Below are 17,307 nucleotides of genomic sequence, written 5' to 3'. Positions count from 1 at the left end.
TCGGTCAGGGCAGGACTTCCATGACGGCCACATACTGGGCGTTGGCGGCGATCGTATCACCCGCGGCTGGGGTGCGGACCGAAGCGTTGAGCCAGTACATGCCGGGCTCGGGCCAGGTGACGGTGAAGGCGCCGTCGGGGCCGGTGGTCACGGTCATCTCTTCCGGATTGTCACGGTAGCGCGTGCCGCCTCGCGCCACAGTGACCTCGACGCCCCCGGCGGGGAGGCCGTCCATCGAGAGCTTGAAGGTGGCGGGTTCGCCGGCGACCAGGTCGTTGGGATGGGTGACCGGAATCAGGATCAGGCCGTCGGCGGGGTTGGTGAAGACGGTGTCGGTCGGGGCGCCGAGCGTGACGAAGGTCTCGATCCGGTTGGAGGTGCGGGTGGCGACGACCTCGGTGGCGTCGGCCGGGATCGCGCCCGGGAATTCGGCGGCCTGACCGCGCCAGCGCTTCTGTTCGCCGTTCTGTTTGTAGGTGGCCATGACGCCGCTCATCACGTTGGCGACCTTCCAGGTGCCTGGCTGGGTCAGGTGCAGGTCGAACGACGAGCGGTAGCGGGCGCGGATCATGTTCTCCGGCTGGGCGGTCGAGCCGTCCGGCGCGGTGATGACCAGACCGGCGAGATTCATCGGGGCGTGGTCGGGAATGAACACTCCGTTCGACATGCCGGCGTCGAAGCCGACCCAGGCGTCCGCGCCCGACAGGACCGTCGAGGTCGGGGTGAGCCAGGCGCGGTGGGCCTGGGCCGACATCGGCAGGGCCAGGGCCGCCAGGGCGGCGACGAGGGCGATCGACTTCTTCATGGCGGTGTTCCTTAGCGGGTGACAGTGACGCTGACGGCGCCGAGTTCGTTGGAGCCGGCGGCGCGGGCGGTGTTGGGCGCGCCCCAGCGGAACGGTATGCGGACGGATTCGCGGCCGCCCAGTTCGCGGGCCGCCTCGACGACCATGACGTAGTCGCCGGCCGGCAGGTTGGAGAGACGGGCGCCCCGCACGGTGACGGTGTGGCGGCCCGGGGCCTTGGTGGCGCTGGAGACGCCGTCGGCGGGCAGGGCCAGCGAGCGACCGCCGCGGCGCCACCACGTGCGCATGTCCTTCAGCCAGTCCTTGCCCTCAGCGGTGTTGGCGACCTCGTACCAGACGGCGAGGGTGCGCACGGCGGTGTTGTCCGGCCGTTCGATCCACACGGCGACGTAAGGCCGATGGTAGGCGGCGACCGACAGGCGCGGAATCTCGACCGAGACAGTGAGGTCGGCGGCGAAGGCCGGGGTCGCGGCGGCGCCGGCGACGGCGGCGGTGGCGGCGAGGGTGAGCTTACGCATGGGACACTCTTGGCGGATCAGAGGGCGGGTCGGCTGGGGTCAGTGAATGAACAGCAGGGCGATGACGGCGGGGATCAGCAGGCCGAGGCCGAGCAGGGGCCAGGTCGAGGGGCGCTGACGGGCGTGCATCCAGGTCAGGGCGAAGCCGGTGGCGGCGAAGACCACGCAGGCGGCGGCGAAGACGTCGATGAACCAGTACCAGACCGGGCCGGTGTTGCGGCCCTTGTGCAGGTCGTTGAGCCAGGCGACGGCGCCGCGGGTGGTGCGTTCGCGCAGGGCCTCGCCGGTGGCGCGGTCGATGGTCAGCCAGCCGTCGCCGCCGGGTTCCCGCAGGGCGACGTAGATCTCATCGGCGGTGGTTTCGGTGGGGCGGCCGGCGATACGGACCTTGAAGGCGTCCGAGGCCCAGCGGGCGACAGCTTCGGGGACCGGGTCGATGGTCTCCGCCGGGAAGGTCTCGAGCCGTTCGAGCAGGGGCGCGGGCAGGGTGGCGGTCTGTTCGACCGTCACCGGCTCGGCGGGAATCTGGGCGGCGTGGTTGAGGGTGATGCCGGTGACGGCGAACAGCAGCAGGCCGATCAGGCTGAGGGCGGCGGAAATCCAGTGCCACTGGTGCAGCTGCTTGAGCCAGAACGAGCGTCTGGCGTTCAGGGCCTTCGGGGGCCTGGCGGGAGCGGTGGCGTCGGTCACCTCCGGCTTGTGCCGAAGTTGCGAACGGTTTGCAATAGCATCAACGCGACAGTCTGACGCCCAGGCTCAGGGTGCGGGGCGGGCCGAAGCCGGAGACGCCGTCGCCGGTCTCCGACACCTCCACCTCCGCGTCGAACAGATTGGCGGCGGCCAGCCAGACGGTGGCTGACGGGGTCACCGCCCAGTCGGCGCGGAGATCGACGGTGGCGGCGGCGTCGAGGGCGCGGCTGTTGAGGTCGTCGTCGAAGCGGCGGCTCTCCCAGCGCAGATCGGCGGCGAGGGCGAGGCGGTCGACCGGGCGCCAGTCGAGCCCGGCGACAGCGCTCCAGATCGGGGCCTGGGCCGGGCGCAGGCCGGTCAGCTGCGGGGCCAGGACGCCGCCGTCGACGCGGGCGTCGGTGGCCGACAGGGCGGCGCGGACGGAAAGGACTTCGGTCAGCTCGAGGCGACCGTCGATCTCCAGCCCGGTGGCCTCGATGGTCCCCGCGTTCATGCGCTGGCGCAGCACGCCGCCGGCCGGGACGAAGCCGGCGCGGGGGAAGGTTCCGGGGCCTTCGCCGAGGGTGACGTTGACGATGGCGTCCTCGATCTCCGTCCAGAAGGCGGTCGCGGTCAGGGAGGCCCGGTCGCCGGTCCAGGCCCAGCCGGCCTCGATCCCGGCGAGCCGCTCGGGAACGAGGGCGGCGTTGGCCTCGGTGATGTCGTTGCCGACGCGGAAGGGACGGTGCAGCTCGTTGAGGGTGGCGGGGCGGAAGCCGGTGTAGGCGGCGAGGCGCAGGGACTGGCCTGACCCGATTTCGCGGCGAGCGGCGAGGCGGGCGCTGACCACCTCGCCGGAGCGGTCGGGGTCGGCCTCGTCGAGGGTCGGCAGGCCGGTGGCGAGGTCGGTCTCGTAGCGGCGGCCGTTCTCGTTGCGCCACGAGTCGTAACGCAGGCCGCCGGCGACCAGCCACGGTCCGGCGCTCCACGCGCTCTCGCCGTAGACGCCGGCGACCGAGGTCTCGCCGCCGGCGATGCGGCCGCGGGTGAAGCCGGCGCCGAGGTTGCGGAACCGCTCGCGGGTCTCGCCCTCGTTGAAGCGGGCGTCGGCGCCGAACTCCCATTCCAGCCGTCCGCCGAGCAGGGGCAGCGAGGTGCGGCGCAGGGCGGCGTTGGCGCCCCAGCCGGTGGCGGGGGTCCCGTACTGCTCGGCCGCGGGGCGCGCCGACGAGCGGTCATCGGCCACGGCGACGAAGGTGTTGGTCATGTCGCTTTCACGGCGCCAGAGCTGGACCCTCCAGCCGGGACGGACGCCTTCCGGCGCGAGGACGGCGGTGGCGCTGACGGCGTTTCCGCTGGCGCTGGCCCGGCTGTTCTCCACGCCGGAGCCGCGTTCCTCCTCGAAGGCCGAGGCGCGCAGGGACACGACGGCGGCGGCGACGGGGATGTCGGCGCGGAGGGCGGCGCTGTGCACTTCGAGGTCCAGCGGCCTGTCGGCGGCGCCGGCCCCGGGGCCGCGCACCGGCACATAGCCGTCGCTGGTTTCGTAAAGACCCGAGGCGACTACGCGCACGGGGCCGAGGTCGGCGCCGCCCGACGCGGCCAGGCGGGCGCCGCCGCGCTCGGCGATCGAGGCGTCCAGCACGGCGCCGCCGTCCCGCTCGCGCAGCTGTATCACGCCGGTCAGGGCGCCCGCGCCGTACGGTCCGGCCCCGGAGCCGCGCACGATGTCGAGGCCGGACAGGCTCTCGGTCGGGATCTGGGACCAGATCACCCAGCCGCCGAACGGATCGTTGAGCGGCACGCCGTCGAGGGTGACAAGGGTGCGCCCGGCGCCCGACGGGGCGATGGCGCGCAGGCTGATCCCCTGGGTGGTCGGATTGGCGGCGAGGCTGGTGGTGCGGCGGAACAGGGAGACGGCGGGGACCGTGGCCAGTGCCTCGTCCAGCCGGTGCTGGTCGCGCAGGTCATGATCGTCGAGCCGGATGACCGAGAAGGCGGCCTCGCCGGCGGCCGGCGGCAGGCGGGCGCCGGTGACGACAACTTCAGGCAATTCGGGCGGCGGCGGGACCTGGAGCATCAAGCGCTACAATACACCGGCGGCGGAACGGTTGCCCCCGGACTCATCCCAGTCGGCGCAGCAGCTCGGAGGCGAAGGTCGACAGGGTGTCGTCCCGCGCGCCCATGACGACGATGCGGTCGCCGGGGCGGGCCAGCTCGATGAGGCGATCGCCGCAGGCCTCGCGGGTGGGCAGGGCCTCGGCGTGGCGGCCGGCGGCGCGGATGCCCGAGGCGATGTCCTCGCTGCCGACGCTGCGATCGGTGGTGCCGCCATAATAGACAGGTTCGGGCATCAGCAGGACGTCGTCCGGCCGCAGCAGGCCGGTGAAGCCGTCGATGAATTCGGTCTTCATCAGCCTCAGCGGACCGAAGCCGTGCGGCTGGAACAGGATCAGCAGGCGGCCGTCGAAGGCGTGCAGGGTCTTGAGGGTGGCGGCGATCTTGTCGGGGTTGTGGGCGAAGTCGTCGATGACGGTGACGCCGTGGGCCGTCCCGACCACCTCCATGCGGCGGCGGATGCCGGAGAAGCTCTCCAGCGCGGCGACGGCCTGGTCGAGCGGCACGCCGATGGCGCGGGCGGCGCCGAGGGCGGCGAGGGCGTTGGCGACGTTGTGGGCCCCGGGAACCTGCAGGGTGACGAAGGCGTCGCCTCCCGTGGTGAGCTCGGTGAGCCGGAACCGCATGCCGGTCGGCAGCGGATCGAGGTCATGAGCGGAGAGGTCGGCGGTCTCATTGCCGAGCGCGAAGGTGACCACGGCGGCGCCGCGTCCAGTCTCGACCATGTGCTGGGCGAGCGCCGCCGTCTCGGGATTGTCGAGATTGAGCACGGCCGTGGCCGAACGCGCGGTGAAGCCGCCGAACAGGTCGCGCAGCTCCTCCATCGACTTGTGATCGAGCGAGATGTTGGAGACCACCGCCACGGTCGGGTCGTAGCGGGCGATGGAGCCGTCGGACTCGTCGACCTCGGAGACGAACAGATCGCGGCCGCCGATCAGGGCGCTGGCGAAGGGATGGTCGGCGTCGGCGAAATTCTTCATCACCGCGCCGTTCATGACGGTGGGCTCGCGCCCCGCCTGGTGCAGGATCCAGGCGATCATGCCGGTGATGGTCGACTTGCCACTGGTGCCGGCCACGCCGATCGAGGTCGGGGCGGCGTTGAACAGCTGGCTGAGCAGTTCGGGGCGGGTGACGATGCGGGCGCCGGCGCGCCTCGCCGCGCCGATGTCGGGGACGGTGTCCTCGATGGCGCCGGTGGCGACGACGATCTGGTCGGGACGGGTGACGCCGGAGCCGTCCTGCGGGTGCAGGGCGACGTCGTGGGCTTGCAGCCAGGCGAATTTCTCGGGGGTGCGGCCCTGGTCGCGGGAGCGGTCGGAACCCTCGATGCGGCCGCCCTGGGCCTGGACGATCATGGCCAGGGGCAGCATGCCCGAGCCGCCGATGCCGCAGAAGAAATAGTCGTTCGCCATGACGGCTGAGTAGAGGCAGGAGACGACGAGGGGAAGGGATTGGTTCGACGGCCCGGCGCGGACTATGAAGGGGGCGTACAGTCCGGGGGCACGCTTTGAAGATCGGCATCGTCAACGCCAGTTCGCGCTTCAGCCGGGAGCGGGCGGACGCGGTCCACGCGTGGTTCGCGGAGCACGTGCCCGACGGCTCGATCAAGGTGGTGTTCCACCCGGCCAGCTTCGGCAAGCACGGGCATTTCGGCGGCGACGACGCCAGCCGGGCCGCCGCCTTCGTCGAATACGCCAACGATCCGCGGCTGGACGCGGTGTGGTTCGCGCGCGGCGGCTACGGCTCGTGCCGGATCGCCGAGGCGGTGCTGCCGCGGCTGGAGCCCGTGGCGCGGAAGAAGCGGTATCTGGGATATTCGGACGCCGGAACCTTGCTCGCGGGGCTCTACAAGGCGGGCTTTCCGCATGTGGCGCACGGGCCGATGGCCTCGGACGCGGTGCGCAACGACGCGACGGCGTGGCGGGCCCTGAACTGGCTCAAGCGCGGCGACCCGTCGTCGTGGGAGCCGTCGCTGCACGAGGATCCGCGCCCGGCGGCCGCCTTCAACCTGAGCATCATCGACGCCCTGGTCGGGACGGCGCTGGAACCGGACCTGTCCGGCCACGTGCTGATGCTGGAGGACGTTTCGGAGCCGCTGTACCGGATTGACCGGATGATGTTCCACCTGACCAGCCAGGCCTCGATCCGCAAGGTGGCGGGCATCCGGCTGGGGCGGGTTTCGGACATCGTCGAGAACGACCCCGACTTCGGCCTGACCCCGGAAGAGATCGCCCGCTACTGGTGCCAGCGCTCGGGCATTCCGTATCTGGGCGCCGCCGACATCGGCCACGACCGCGACAACAAGGTGGTGCCGTTCGGACCGCGCTAGGGGCGCGACAGCGGTGACGCTGGCGCGCGCGGCGACGCCGCGCCATGTTCGCCGGGCATGAACCGTCGCAACTTCCTGATCCGCGCCGCCGGGCTGGCCGCCGTCGTCGGCGGCGCCTGGTGGATTCGCGAGACCCTGCTCTGGCCCGATCCGAATCTGAGCTTCGCGGACGGCGGGGCGACACCGTGGCTGCCCTATGCGCGGCGGGCCAATGTGCCGACCGTGGCGGTCCGGGTCGCCGGGCGCGAGGTGATCGCCCTGATCGACACCGGAGCGCAGTATTCGGTCATCGACCGGAGGCTGGTCGAGGCCCTGCCGCCGCAGCAGCGGTCGATCTTCGAGATGCCGCTGGTCGCCTATGGCGTCGGCGGCGGGACGCAGATGGGGCGGGGCACGACCGTGGACGTCGACCTGCCCGGGCTGGGCATCAGCAAGCTTCGGGCGGCGATCCTGGACCTGGGGCCGCTGGCCTCGCACGGCGGGCTGAACACGCCGCTGATCCTCGGCCGCGACATTCTCGAGCATCTGGTGCTGGCGCTCGATCCGGCGCGGCGGCACGTGCGGCTGATCGCGCGCGAGGCCTTCGTGCGGCCGCCCGATCTGGCCCCGGCGATCGTGAGGCGCTCGGGCGGCGGGCTGATCGCCGAGGTCACGGTCGAGGGCGTGATCGTCAACGCGGTGGTGGACACCGGCGCTTCGTCATTGCTGGCGCTGGACAAGACGACGGCGCAGGCCGCCGGCCTGCTGGACGGACGGCGGCAGGACGTCGGGACCAGCCTCGTGCTTGGCGGGGCCATGCGGGCCGCCGTGGTCGAGGCGCGCACGGTGACCTTCGCCGACCACCTGTACCGGCGGGTGCAGGTCGGGGTGTTCGACCAGCCGCCGCTGCCGAACTTCCCGGGCGCGCTGGTCGGCATGGAGGCGTTCGCGGCTCGCCGGGTGGCCTTCGACCTCGGGGCCAGCACGCTGCACGTGTCGCGGCCTCTGGACCTGACGGTGAACTAGAACGCCGAGAAGGTGTCGCAGGCGGCCGGGTCGCCGGTCTGATAGCCGCGCCGCAGCCACTCGGCCCGCTGAGCCGACGAGCCGTGGGTGAAGCCTTCGGGCACGACCTGGCCGCCCTGGCGGCGCTGCAGGGTGTCGTCGCCGATGGCCGAGGCGGTGCGCAGGCCTTCCTCGATATCGCCCGCCTCCAGCGCCACCGCGCCATTGGAGACGGCGGCGGCGTTGGCGGCCCAGACGCCGGCGTAACAGTCGGCCTGGAGCTCCAGCGCCACGGAATAGCGGTTGGCCTCGGCCTGACCGGAGGCGCGCTGCTGGGCCTGCTGCACCTGCTGCGAAGCGCCGGTCAGGGTCTGGACGTGGTGGCCGTATTCATGGGCGATGACGTAGGCCCGGGCGAAGTCGGCGGCCGAGGCGCCGAGCTGGCTCTCCATCTGCCGCCAGAACGACAGGTCCAGATACACCCGCCGGTCGCTGGGGCAGTAGAACGGCCCCATGGCGGCCTGGCCGAAACCGCAGCCGGTCGAGGTGCCCTGCTCGTAGATCACCACCGTCGGCGGCTCATAGCCCTGAAGCTTCGTCTTCCAGACGTCGTCCACATTCGTTCCGATGACATCGACGAAGGCGCCGGCCTGATCCTCGGGACTGCCCTGGGTCCCCTGTTCGGCGCTGCCGACGCCGCCGAGTTGGCTGGTGATCTGCTGGGTGGTCTGCGGATCGATGCCGAAGACGAAATAGCCGATCGCCGCCAGCACAAGGGCGCCGATGCCGCCCCCGGCGATGCCCGCCCCGCCCAGACCGCGCCGGTCCTCGATGTTGCCGCCGCGTCGTCCGCCCTGCCAGCGCATGATCCGTCCCTCGTGCCTTTGATGCCAAGCGAAGCAGGAACGCAGCTGTCAGGGAAGAGATGCAGGGCGAAAAGCTTCAGCGGGCCGGGCGGTCGAGCCAGGCGTCGATCTGGGTGATGCCGGCGGTCGTGGCGCGACGACGTTGGGCGGCGGCTTCGCGCAGGGCGCGCTCTTCCCCGGGCGAGCGGAGGAGGCGGTCGGCGGGCGGCTGGATCGGCTCCGGCCGGCGGGCGGCCTCAAGCTCGAGCCGGTTCAATCGGGTCTCGAGCTGGAGCTGGCGCGCGAAGGCTTCGCGCTGGTCGGCGCGGGCGCGCAGCCGCTGCATCTCCTGGCGGTGCTGGTCGGCCTGATAGCGGTGCGGATCGACGCTCACGCCGGGGGGCGGCGGCCACGACTGGGCCTGCACCGGAGAGGCGACGGCGAGGGCGGCGACGGCGAGCAGGGCGCGGACGACGGTCATGCCGACAAGATGGTCCCGCCGCCGCCGATCGCCAAGCGTGGCCGAAGCCTCAAGACCTTGCGGACAGCATCCAGACGCGAGTGCGCTTGACGGCGGAGTCCTCCAGCTCGCGGGTGATCGGAACCTCGTATTCGGCCAGCAGGTCGAAGCCATGCTTTGGAAAATAGGTCCGCAAGGGATCGCCGACGAGGACGCGGACGCCGCGGTCGGCGGCGGTGGAGAGCCAGGCCAGCACGCGTTCGGCCATGGGCCGTTCGTAGAAGACGTCGCCGGCGCAGATGACGTCGACGTCCGGCGGCGGGGTGTCCAGCAGGTCGCCGTCGGTGAAGCCGAGCGCGACTCTGTTGGCCCCGGCGTTGAGGGCGACAGCGGCGGCGCAGAACGGGTCGATGTCGGCGCAGAGGACCGAGGTCGCGCCCGCCTTCATGGCGCCTATGCCGACGAGGCCGGAGCCGGCGGCGAAGTCGAGCACACGCTTGCCGGCGACCTCATCGGGGTGGTCGAGCAGCCAGCGGGCCAAGCCCTGGCCGCCGGCCCAGGCGAAGGCCCAGAAGGGTGGCGGCAGGCCCATCTCGCCCAGTTCGTCCTCGGTCAGACGCCAGATCGGGGTGACCTCGTCGGCCAGCCACAGCGAAATCTCCGGCGCGTGCGGCACGGGCTGGAGGCGGGTGTTGGCGAGGATGAAGGCGGCGGGGTCGGGGATCGGCATCGACCCCCGCCTTACAGGGTGTGGGCGCGGCGCCAATCCTCATTCTGGCGGGCGGCCCGCCCGGTCGGCTCGAGAAAGCCGAGGCGGCGCAGCTCGGCGATCGAGGCGGCGGCGGAGGTGTGCGGGATGAAGACACCGCCCTCCTTCTCCCACAGGTGCTGGAATTTGACGGTGTCGTCGACAAGGGCGTCGCCGGGGTGGCAGTGCTCACGCTTGAGGGCGGACGAGGTGGTGATCACCTCAACGCCGGGGAAATGCCGCGCGGTCCAGCGCCGCTTCTGCGGCTCGGCCCAGGCGCCGCGCGGCAGGCCGGTCAGGATGACGGGCTCTCTGTGGCGGACGGCCTCGAACAGCGCCATCGCGTCCGGCATCAGGTCGAGCGTGTTGAAGAAGTCCGGCGTCGACGCCAGCCGGGCCCAGAAGGCCTTGAGGCCGAAGCGTTGTTCAAACCGGCGCGACGGCATGCCGAGCACCGCCTCGGCGCCCTTCTCGAAATCGGCGAGAACGCCGTCGCAGTCGAGGTAGATGCGGGCTTCGGGGCGGGGCTCGCGGGCCATGACGGTCAGCCGGCGCCGCTGGCTGATTTCAGCACCTGCAGATAGCCGCCCGCGACCTCCATCCGCTCGGCTTGCGGCTTGCCGTGCACCGCACGGTGCAGGGCCGGGAGCTTCCAGCAGGGGACGTGCATGAACAGGTGGTGCTCGGCGTGGAAATTGACCCAGTAGGGGGCGATGAAGACCCGCTCCCACCACGCGGCGCGGGTGGTGCGGGCGGCGCGGAAGGCGTCGTCGGCCGAGCCCTCGACACAGGCATGCTCTGCGATGTTGCGCAGCCGGGTGACCATCGGGAACCACGTCGCCAACGGAAGGAGCCACAGGGCGAAATACGCCCACCAGACGCCGGCGAGGACGGCCGCCAGCAACAGGCCCGCATTGACGAACAGGAAGGGGGCCACCGAGCGGCCGGTGACGACGGCGCCCTCGGCCATGTCCTCATCGCGCTGCGAACTGAAAGCCTTGAAGGCGAACAGGACGCGCTGCTTGAAGAAGGTCTGGCCGGTCAGGTCGCGGATGATCTTGCGGCGCAGCGAGGCGCGGGTGACGGGGAAGGGAGCGGACAGGACGAGGTCGGGGTCCTCGGCCTGCTGAGCGTATTTGTGGTGGCTGAGGTGATAGGGCCGGTAGAGCACCAGCGATGCGCCGACCGGCACGGCGCACAGCCAGTGGCCCAGGAAATCGTTGAGCCGGGCGTTCGGCGACAGGCCGCCGTGGGCCGCCTCGTGCATCAGGATGGCGAGGCCGAGCTGGCGCGTGCCGATGACGGCGACGCAGAGGGGGATCAGGATCGGCCAGACAACCCCGGCCGCCGCCGTCAGCAGGATCACGCCCCAGCAGTGAAGGATCAGCAGCGGACCCGCCCAGGCGCGGCGCGTCTGGAACGGCGCCCACTCGTCGGGGGTGAACAGGTCGGTCGGACGGGCGCGGGGCGCGGCGGGCATGGACGACAGGATACGCCTCGGGCGGGGCCTCGAAAAGCGGAGCAGGCCATCCCGGGACGTGTCAGGCATGGCTGACGAAAAGTCAGGTTGACACGACATATCCTTGATGTGAGGTTGGCCTGACATCAAGTCAGGAACACACGACATGCTTTCTCTCGCGAAATCCAACACCACGGCCGCGGGACGCAAATACGTCTTTCGCACCGTGGCCTTCATGGGCGGCTATACGGCGGTCAATGTCGCAGCCATCTTCGGCGCCTTCGACGAGATCATTGGCAAGCCCGTGGCCTGGGGGCTTGCGCTCGCGGTGGCCGCGCCGGTCGCAGGGCAGATCTGGGCGACCCTGTCGCTGATGCGCGAGTCGGACGAATACGTTCGAGCGATGGTGGCCAAACAGTTCATCATCGCCGCCGGCCTGGCCATGGCCCTGGCGACCGCCTGGGGCTTCGGCGAGAGCTACGCCGGCGCCTACCATGTGCCGGCCTGGATGATCTATCCGCTGTTCTGGGCCTGTTTCGGCCTGATCGCGCCGTTCGTGAGGAGCAGCCGATGAAGAACCGGCTGAAGCTGCTGCGGGTCGAGCGCGGCTGGACGCAGGAACAACTGGGTCAGGCGCTGGGCGTGTCGCGGCAGGCCGTGAATGCGCTGGAGACCGAGAAGCACGATCCGTCGCTGGACCTGGCCTATCGCATCGCCGTGCTGTTCGCGCGGCCGGTGGAAGAGATCTTCGACAATCCGCACGCCTGACAGACGTCAGGATAACCTTACAAGGAGAACGACCATGATGTTCATGTCCCGACATGGCGGCGGTCGCGCCCTGCGCGTCTTCGCCCTCGCATCCGCGATCGCCGTCGGCGCCGGCGCGATCGCCCTGGCCACCCGCGCGGACGCCGCGATCCAGGCTCCGGCCGCCTTCGTCTCCGACCGGTTGTCGGTCGAGGTGGTGGGCGGCGGGCCGGATGTGATCCTGATCCCCGGGCTCGCCTCGTCGCGGGAGGTGTGGCGGGCCGAGGCGGAACGGCTGAAGGCGACGCACCGGGTGCATCTGGTCCAGCTGGCGGGGTTCGCGGGCGAGCCGTGGACGCATGGCGACGGGGCCTTCGTCGAGCCGGTGGTCGATGAACTGGCGCGATATGTCCGCGAGGCCGGGCTGGAGCGGCCGGCGGTGATCGGCCATTCGATGGGCGGGCTGGTCGGCGTGCTGCTGGCGCAGGCGGAGCCGGAGCTGGTGGGCCGGGTGATGAGCGTCGACAGCCTGCCGTTCTTCAGCGCCATGTTCGGGCCGCAGGTGACCCCCGAGAACGCCCGGCCGTTCGCGGCCCAGGCGGCGGCGGGGATCCTCGGCGCCGACGAGGCCGGCTTCCGGGCGCAGCAGGCGCAGACCGCGGTCGGCATGGTCCGCGATCCGGCCACCCGGGACGCGATGGTCGAGTGGTCGATGGCCTCGGACCGGCAGGCGATGGCGGCGGCGATCCGCGACGTGATGACCACCGACGCCCGCCCCGGGCTGGCGGCGATGACCACGCCGGCATGGGCCGTCTACGCTTCCGACGCCGACGGCGGTGCGCCGGCGGCGGGCGCAGACGCCCTGTGGGGGCGGGAGTACGCGGCCCTGCCGGGGGTGAAGCTGGTCCGGGTCGACGGGACGCGGCATTTCATCATGGCCGACCAGCCGGCGCGGTTCGCCGAACTGGTCGACCAGTTCCTCGCGGACTAGACGGCGGGCGCCGGGGCCGGGGCCGGGGCCGGGGCCGGGGCGGGCGTGACGTCGCCCGCCTTGACCAGCTGGCCGCCGAACTCGCCGGCGTAGGCCGGGACCAGCAGCGAGCGGAACACGGCCGCCGGGACGGCGATCTCGTAGCCGCCCTCGACATAGGGCCCGGCTTGGTAGGGGCCGATCAGGAAGGTCAGGCCGGCGGCCTTGCCGGCGACCGTGCCCGGGGTCAGCACGAAGGCCGTCGAGGCGGCCCGGGGACAGGCGAAGGGCTTGCTGGCGAAGGTGATCGACGGACCGTCCGGCACGCGGGCGCGCTTGGCGGAGTTGAGGGCGGTGCACAGGGCCTGGTCGAGCGCGGTCAGGTCTGCGCCCCGGCGGAGCAGGTCGGCCAGGCCGATCTGGCGTTTCAGCGCCTTGTCCCACAGGACGCCGCTGGTCAGGGTGTTGCCGTGCGCCCCGCCCGAATAGTCGTAGGCGGTGCGCTTGAGGCTGAACAGCTTGGTGGTCTCGGCGGCGGCGGTGACGGTGACGGTGTTCTCGTATTTGGGGCGGTCGGGTTCGGCGCCGGCCTCGGTGCGGTCGCTCTGGGCCCCTTCGGTGAACTGGCGCAGCTTGCGCACCTCCTCGGCGTAGAGGCGGGCGTGAAGGTCGGTCTGCGGCTTGATGGCCTCGGGCAGGGTCAGTTTGACGTCGGCGTAGGGGGTCTTGTCCTCGAAGTTCATCGGCGCGGCGGCGTCGGCCGGGGTGACGGCGGCGGTGGAGGCGGCGGCGGGAGCGGGCGCCTCGCCCGGCTCGCGATCGCGGTTGCACGCGGTCAGGGTCGCGGCGAGGGCCGCGGTGAGGAGCAGCAGGCGGGGAGCGGTCATGGCGGAATCCTTCACAGCGGAAGCTGTACCGAGCCGAGAATGATGGCGAGAAGCAGGATGAGCCCGGCGTCGCGATTGGATTTGAACAGGCGCAGGGCGAGGGCGGGGTCGTCGGGGCGGACGTCGCGGACCTGCCGGAACAGGTGGGCGGCCCACGGCAGCAGGGCGACGTAGAAGACCGGACCGAGGCCGGCGGTCAGGCCGGCGAGGACGGTCAGGGCCACCGTCGCGAGATAGAACAGACCGACGCCGTTGCGGACGCCGGCGCCGAGGCGGCGGGCCGAGGACTTCACCCCGACCATGGCGTCGTCCTCGATGTCCTGCAGGGCGTAGATGGTGTCGTAGCCGAGGGTCCAGAAGACGCCGCCGAGGTAGAGGAGGAGGGCAGATGGCCAGAGCAAAAGTAGTGGAGGGGATGCGAACTCGTAGGCGCAAGGCGGCGGCGGACCATCGCCGGCCCAGATGCAGAGACTTGTCGCCGCCCCATGCAGAGCTGCAACCGCCGACAGCCCTGAAAGCGCCGCCGCGAAGCCCATCAGCGCTCCCCAGTTGAAGGTCAGGCCGAGCCAGGCCTGGGGCCACCAGGTGATCCGTTTCATGAAGGGATAGGCGGCGACGAGGGCGAGGGAGGCGACGCCGAGCAGGACAGCGGTCAGGTTCAGGGTCAGCAGGATCAGCAGGCTGATCAGGCTGCAGCCGATGACGAAGGCCCAGGCCTGTTTGACCGAGATGCGGCCGGACGGGATGGGACGCAGCGCCGTGCGGGCGACCTTCGCGTCGATGTCGCGATCGACGATGTCGTTGAAGGCGCAGCCGGCGGCGCGCATCAGACAGGCCCCGAGGGCGAAGCCGAAGAACAGCCAGACGTCATAGGCGTCGGGCGTCCTGCGATACTGGCTGAGCGCCAGGGCGATGCCCTGCCAGCCGGGCAGGAGCAGCAGCCAGATGCCGATCGGCCGGTCGAAGCGGCCCAGCTTGAGCCACGGCTTGAGCCCCTCCGGCGCGCGGCGGTCCACCCAGTTCGATCCGGCGTCGGGAAGCGGGGCGGAGGTCATGGCGGAGGTTGTAGCGGGTTTGAGGGGCGTGGGTGAAGGGGAGAGGGCATGGCTGATCGCCGCTTCGTTCCGAAGCGGTGTGGGGAGGGCGCGGGGCGGCCGGGCCTCGCCCGGTGCTGTTGTAGTGTTACCGTTTCGACGAGGGGGACGCCCCGCGTGGCCGTTATCCACTCGCCCCGCCGGCTGGCGGCCCTTCTCGGGCCTCACCGGCGTCCCGGACCGCCCCTTGCGGGAAGGCCGGAAGGCGGAACGTGCTGACCGTGTTCAGTCAATGTAGCGGTTCCATCCAAAGGCGCGCGGCGAGCAAGCGGGCAGGATCCATCCCTGCCCTCGAGGACCCCCGGGCTCTCCTCCGCCCGGGCTTCATCGATCGACCACAGCCCGCCGCCATCGAGGAACGTGGATCCGACGCCCTCCCCGTCGACGGGATGGGCAGGAGTGTACGGGCGGTTCTTCCTGCGGCGGGAAGATTGGGTTGAGAATCCGCGATGTCGTTGAAAAGGCCGGAGATTATTTTCTGAACCCGACTATAGATCCGCGAACTGTAAGCACAGCGTCACGGCTCCCTTTTCCCCCCTGGGGGAGAAGGTGGGCGGCGGAGCCGCCCGGATGAGGGGGCCGTTCGAGGTGACCTCGCCGCCAGCCGGCCGCTAGCCGACATCCCCCTCATCCGCCCCTCCGGGGCGCCTTCTCCCCCGGAGGGGAGAAGGAAAATCAGTTCGGCCGGCCCACCACGTCGTCGACCGAGCCGGTGGTGACCGGGTGGTAGCCGGGACGGGCCGTGGCGTAGATGCGGCGCGCGATGGGCTGGCCCCAGTCGCCCTGGGCCCAGAGGCTCTCGAACAGCGGCAGGACGAATTTGCGTCGGCCCTGGGTGGTCAGGAAATGCTCCAGCGTCGGCACGGCCGCCTGGTAGCGATGGGCGACGGCGATCTGAAGCCAGGCGAAGACCACCTCGGCGTTGCCCTCCTGACGCAGCTTCAGGGTCGACTCGAGGTCGGCCAGCTGGGCGTCGGTCAGCCAGCGTCCGCCCGCGGGAACCGAGGCGGGACGCCAGCCGAGGAAGCGCTGGCGCTCCTGGGTCGACCAGCCGCTCCACGGGACGGCCGAGGCCGGGCCGCCGAGGGTGAAGGCGCGGGCCGCCGCGTCGACCGGGACGAAGGCGTTCGAGACCGGGGCCACGGCGTTGGACGGCAGGCCGGGCTGGTAGATCCAGTTGTCCAGCTGCAGCCGGGCCTCAAGCGCCGCGTCGCCCTGGATCAGGTGCTGGCGGATGTCCTTGAGGAAGCCGACGTCGGTCATCGGGGTGAAGGCGTTGCGTTCGAAATAGCCCTTGAGCCAGGCGTCGAAGCGCTCGCGGCCGACGGTGGCCTCGATGGTGCGCAGGAAGGCGGCGCCCTTTTCGTAGGGGATGTCGCTGAGGCCGTCGTCGGGGTCGCGGCCGGTCAGGTCGATGTGCAGCCGGGTGTCGGCGGCGGGCAGGTCGCGCAGATTGGCCTGCAGGTCGCTCCAGCCCAGCGACTGGAGCATCAGAGCCCTCTCACGGCCGTAGAGGGCCTCCATGATCCGGTTCTCGAAATAGACGGTGAAGCCCTCGTTCAGCCACATGTCCGACCAGGTGGCGTTGGTGACGAGGTTGCCCGACCACGAGTGGGCCAGTTCATGCGCGACCAGCGAGACCAGCGACTGGTCGCCGGCGATGATGGTCGGGGTGGCGAAGGTCAGGCGCGGGTTCTCCATGCCGCCGAAGGGGAAGGAGGGCGGCAGGACCAGCAGGTCGTAGCGGCCCCAGCGGTAGGGGCCGTAGAGCTTCTCGGCCGCGTCGACCATGTCGGCGGTGGAGACCAGTTCGTCGTGGGCGGCCTTGAGGCGCGACGGTTCGGTCCACACCCCGGAGCGCTCGTCGAAGGCGGCGAATTCGAGGTCGCCGATGCCGATCGCGATCAGATAGGGCGGGATCGGATTGGTCATGCGGAAGCGCCAGGCCTTCTGGCCTTCGCCGGCGCTTTCGCCCTCGGGCGTCAGGTGCTGGGCGCTCATCACCACGGTCAGGTCGGCCGGGGCGACGATGCGGGCCTCATAGGTCTGGCGGATGCCCGGGCTGTCCTGTGTCGGCACCCAGGTGCGGGTCAGGATGGCCTGCCCCTGGCTGAACAGATACGGCTTCTCGCCCCCCGCCGTCTGGCTGGGGGTCAGCCACTGCAGGGCCGAGGCGTCGGGCCGGGTGGCGTAGTCGATGACGATCTTGCGGCTCTCGCCGGCGGTGAAGGGGGGGAAGGTCACCGTCAGCGACTGGCCGAGAATGGGATCGGCGGCGCCGAGGACGAACTGAAGCGGCTGGCCGGCCTCGTCCTTGACCGAGCGGATGTCGAGGTTGCGGGTGTCGAGCACCACCTGGGTCGCGCCCGGCTCGGCCATCACCGTCAGGGTGGCCGTGCCCGACAGGATCTTGCGCTCGAAGTCGGCGGTCAGGTCGAGGGCGACGTTGCGGACCCGGGCGATCTCGGGCTGGGCGTAGGAGTGGACGTCGCGGGCGTAGGTGATCGGGGCCGTGGCCGACGCCGGCAGGGGCGGCATGTCCGACTTGACCTCGGCGGGCTGGCCGCATCCGGCGAGCGCGGTGGTCAGGGCGAGCGCGGAGACGAGGCCGGCGAGGGTCGTGCGGGTCATGGGTCGTTCCTCATGCGGTCCGGTCTCGCCCGGGTGAGGACGG

The 17,307-nt window shown here is 71.2% G+C and carries 18 protein-coding genes; 5 read left to right on the top strand and 13 right to left on the bottom strand.

The genetic code is table 11. The features are described from left to right. Positions 1 to 4: 4 nt before the first annotated feature. From ACSQ1L_RS06885 to ACSQ1L_RS06865, 5 genes are read right to left on the bottom strand one after another with little or no spacing between them, the layout of a single operon-like run. Entirely contained in the window at positions 5 to 805 is an 801-nt protein-coding gene (locus ACSQ1L_RS06885; RefSeq protein WP_435993284.1) for a DUF4198 domain-containing protein, read from the bottom strand. Between the two features lie 11 nt (positions 806 to 816). Continuing rightward, positions 817 to 1,323 (bottom strand): DUF2271 domain-containing protein, encoded by a 507-nt coding sequence (locus ACSQ1L_RS06880; protein WP_435993282.1) that lies wholly within the window; start codon positions 1,321 to 1,323, stop codon positions 817 to 819. Positions 1,324 to 1,362: 39 nt separating this feature from the next. Next, on the bottom strand, positions 1,363 to 2,013 hold the full coding sequence (locus ACSQ1L_RS06875) for a PepSY-associated TM helix domain-containing protein (protein WP_435993280.1): 651 nt from the start codon (positions 2,011 to 2,013) through the stop codon (positions 1,363 to 1,365). Positions 2,014 to 2,053: 40 nt separating this feature from the next. Continuing rightward, on the bottom strand, positions 2,054 to 4,072 hold the full coding sequence (locus ACSQ1L_RS06870) for a TonB-dependent receptor (RefSeq protein ID WP_435993278.1): 2,019 nt from the start codon (positions 4,070 to 4,072) through the stop codon (positions 2,054 to 2,056). 43 nt (positions 4,073 to 4,115) lie between these two features. Then, positions 4,116 to 5,522 carry a glutamate ligase domain-containing protein gene (locus tag ACSQ1L_RS06865; RefSeq protein ID WP_435993276.1) on the bottom strand — a complete coding sequence of 469 codons (1,407 nt, stop codon included), beginning with the start codon at positions 5,520 to 5,522 and terminating at the stop codon, positions 4,116 to 4,118. Between the two features lie 95 nt (positions 5,523 to 5,617). Between ACSQ1L_RS06865 and ACSQ1L_RS06860 the strand changes: the two genes are divergently transcribed. Both ACSQ1L_RS06860 and ACSQ1L_RS06855 read left to right on the top strand, forming a co-directional pair. Continuing rightward, on the top strand, positions 5,618 to 6,439 hold the full coding sequence (locus tag ACSQ1L_RS06860) for an LD-carboxypeptidase (protein WP_435993274.1): 822 nt from the start codon (positions 5,618 to 5,620) through the stop codon (positions 6,437 to 6,439). 57 nt (positions 6,440 to 6,496) lie between these two features. After that, positions 6,497 to 7,444: an aspartyl protease family protein gene (locus ACSQ1L_RS06855; protein WP_435993272.1), complete on the top strand. Its 948-nt coding sequence runs from the start codon at positions 6,497 to 6,499 to the stop codon at positions 7,442 to 7,444. Here ACSQ1L_RS06855 and ypfJ read toward each other — a convergent pair. The 5 genes from ypfJ to ACSQ1L_RS06830 all read right to left on the bottom strand — a co-directional run bounded on the left by ypfJ (position 7,441) and on the right by ACSQ1L_RS06830 (position 10,956). Next, positions 7,441 to 8,289 carry a KPN_02809 family neutral zinc metallopeptidase gene (gene ypfJ / locus ACSQ1L_RS06850; protein ID WP_435993270.1) on the bottom strand — a complete coding sequence of 283 codons (849 nt, stop codon included), beginning with the start codon at positions 8,287 to 8,289 and terminating at the stop codon, positions 7,441 to 7,443. The genes ACSQ1L_RS06855 and ypfJ overlap by 4 nt on opposite strands. A 76-nt stretch (positions 8,290 to 8,365) precedes the next feature. Further along, a complete protein-coding gene (locus ACSQ1L_RS06845; RefSeq protein WP_435993268.1) occupies positions 8,366 to 8,749 on the bottom strand; it encodes a hypothetical protein in 384 nt (127 codons plus the stop codon). Between the two features lie 49 nt (positions 8,750 to 8,798). Beyond that, complete coding sequence (locus ACSQ1L_RS06840) at positions 8,799 to 9,458, bottom strand: class I SAM-dependent methyltransferase (RefSeq protein WP_435993266.1); 660 nt, start codon at positions 9,456 to 9,458, stop codon at positions 8,799 to 8,801. Between the two features lie 11 nt (positions 9,459 to 9,469). Further along, on the bottom strand, positions 9,470 to 10,015 hold the full coding sequence (locus tag ACSQ1L_RS06835; protein ID WP_435993264.1) for a hypothetical protein: 546 nt from the start codon (positions 10,013 to 10,015) through the stop codon (positions 9,470 to 9,472). 5 nt (positions 10,016 to 10,020) lie between these two features. Then, entirely contained in the window at positions 10,021 to 10,956 is a 936-nt protein-coding gene (locus ACSQ1L_RS06830) for a fatty acid desaturase family protein (RefSeq protein WP_435993262.1), read from the bottom strand. A gap of 145 nt (positions 10,957 to 11,101) precedes the next feature. Here ACSQ1L_RS06830 and ACSQ1L_RS06825 point away from each other — a divergent pair, with 145 nt between their 5' ends. From ACSQ1L_RS06825 to ACSQ1L_RS06815, 3 genes are read left to right on the top strand one after another with little or no spacing between them, the layout of a single operon-like run. Then, positions 11,102 to 11,509 carry a hypothetical protein gene (locus ACSQ1L_RS06825; protein WP_435993260.1) on the top strand — a complete coding sequence of 136 codons (408 nt, stop codon included), beginning with the start codon at positions 11,102 to 11,104 and terminating at the stop codon, positions 11,507 to 11,509. Next, a complete protein-coding gene (locus ACSQ1L_RS06820; RefSeq protein ID WP_284220220.1) occupies positions 11,506 to 11,703 on the top strand; it encodes a helix-turn-helix transcriptional regulator in 198 nt (65 codons plus the stop codon). Before ACSQ1L_RS06825 ends, ACSQ1L_RS06820 begins: the two co-directional genes overlap by 4 nt. A gap of 34 nt (positions 11,704 to 11,737) precedes the next feature. Continuing rightward, on the top strand, positions 11,738 to 12,673 hold the full coding sequence (locus ACSQ1L_RS06815; RefSeq protein ID WP_435993258.1) for an alpha/beta fold hydrolase: 936 nt from the start codon (positions 11,738 to 11,740) through the stop codon (positions 12,671 to 12,673). On the opposite strand, the gene ACSQ1L_RS06810 is transcribed toward ACSQ1L_RS06815, so the two are convergent. The 3 genes from ACSQ1L_RS06810 to ACSQ1L_RS06800 form a co-directional block, all read right to left on the bottom strand. Continuing rightward, complete coding sequence (locus ACSQ1L_RS06810) at positions 12,670 to 13,539, bottom strand: PdaC/SigV domain-containing protein (RefSeq protein ID WP_435993256.1); 870 nt, start codon at positions 13,537 to 13,539, stop codon at positions 12,670 to 12,672. The genes ACSQ1L_RS06815 and ACSQ1L_RS06810 overlap by 4 nt on opposite strands. An 11-nt stretch (positions 13,540 to 13,550) precedes the next feature. Next, on the bottom strand, positions 13,551 to 14,594 hold the full coding sequence (locus ACSQ1L_RS06805; protein WP_435993254.1) for a UbiA family prenyltransferase: 1,044 nt from the start codon (positions 14,592 to 14,594) through the stop codon (positions 13,551 to 13,553). Positions 14,595 to 15,308: 714 nt separating this feature from the next. Further along, entirely contained in the window at positions 15,309 to 17,264 is a 1,956-nt protein-coding gene (locus ACSQ1L_RS06800) for a M1 family metallopeptidase (RefSeq protein WP_435993252.1), read from the bottom strand. Positions 17,265 to 17,307 lie beyond the last annotated feature (43 nt).

This window comes from Brevundimonas sp. LjRoot202 (genome assembly GCF_964253355.1).
In the GTDB taxonomy this organism is placed as follows: domain Bacteria; phylum Pseudomonadota; class Alphaproteobacteria; order Caulobacterales; family Caulobacteraceae; genus Brevundimonas.
Note: the sequence above shows the minus strand (reverse complement) of the source record. Positions and strands in the feature narration are given on the sequence as shown.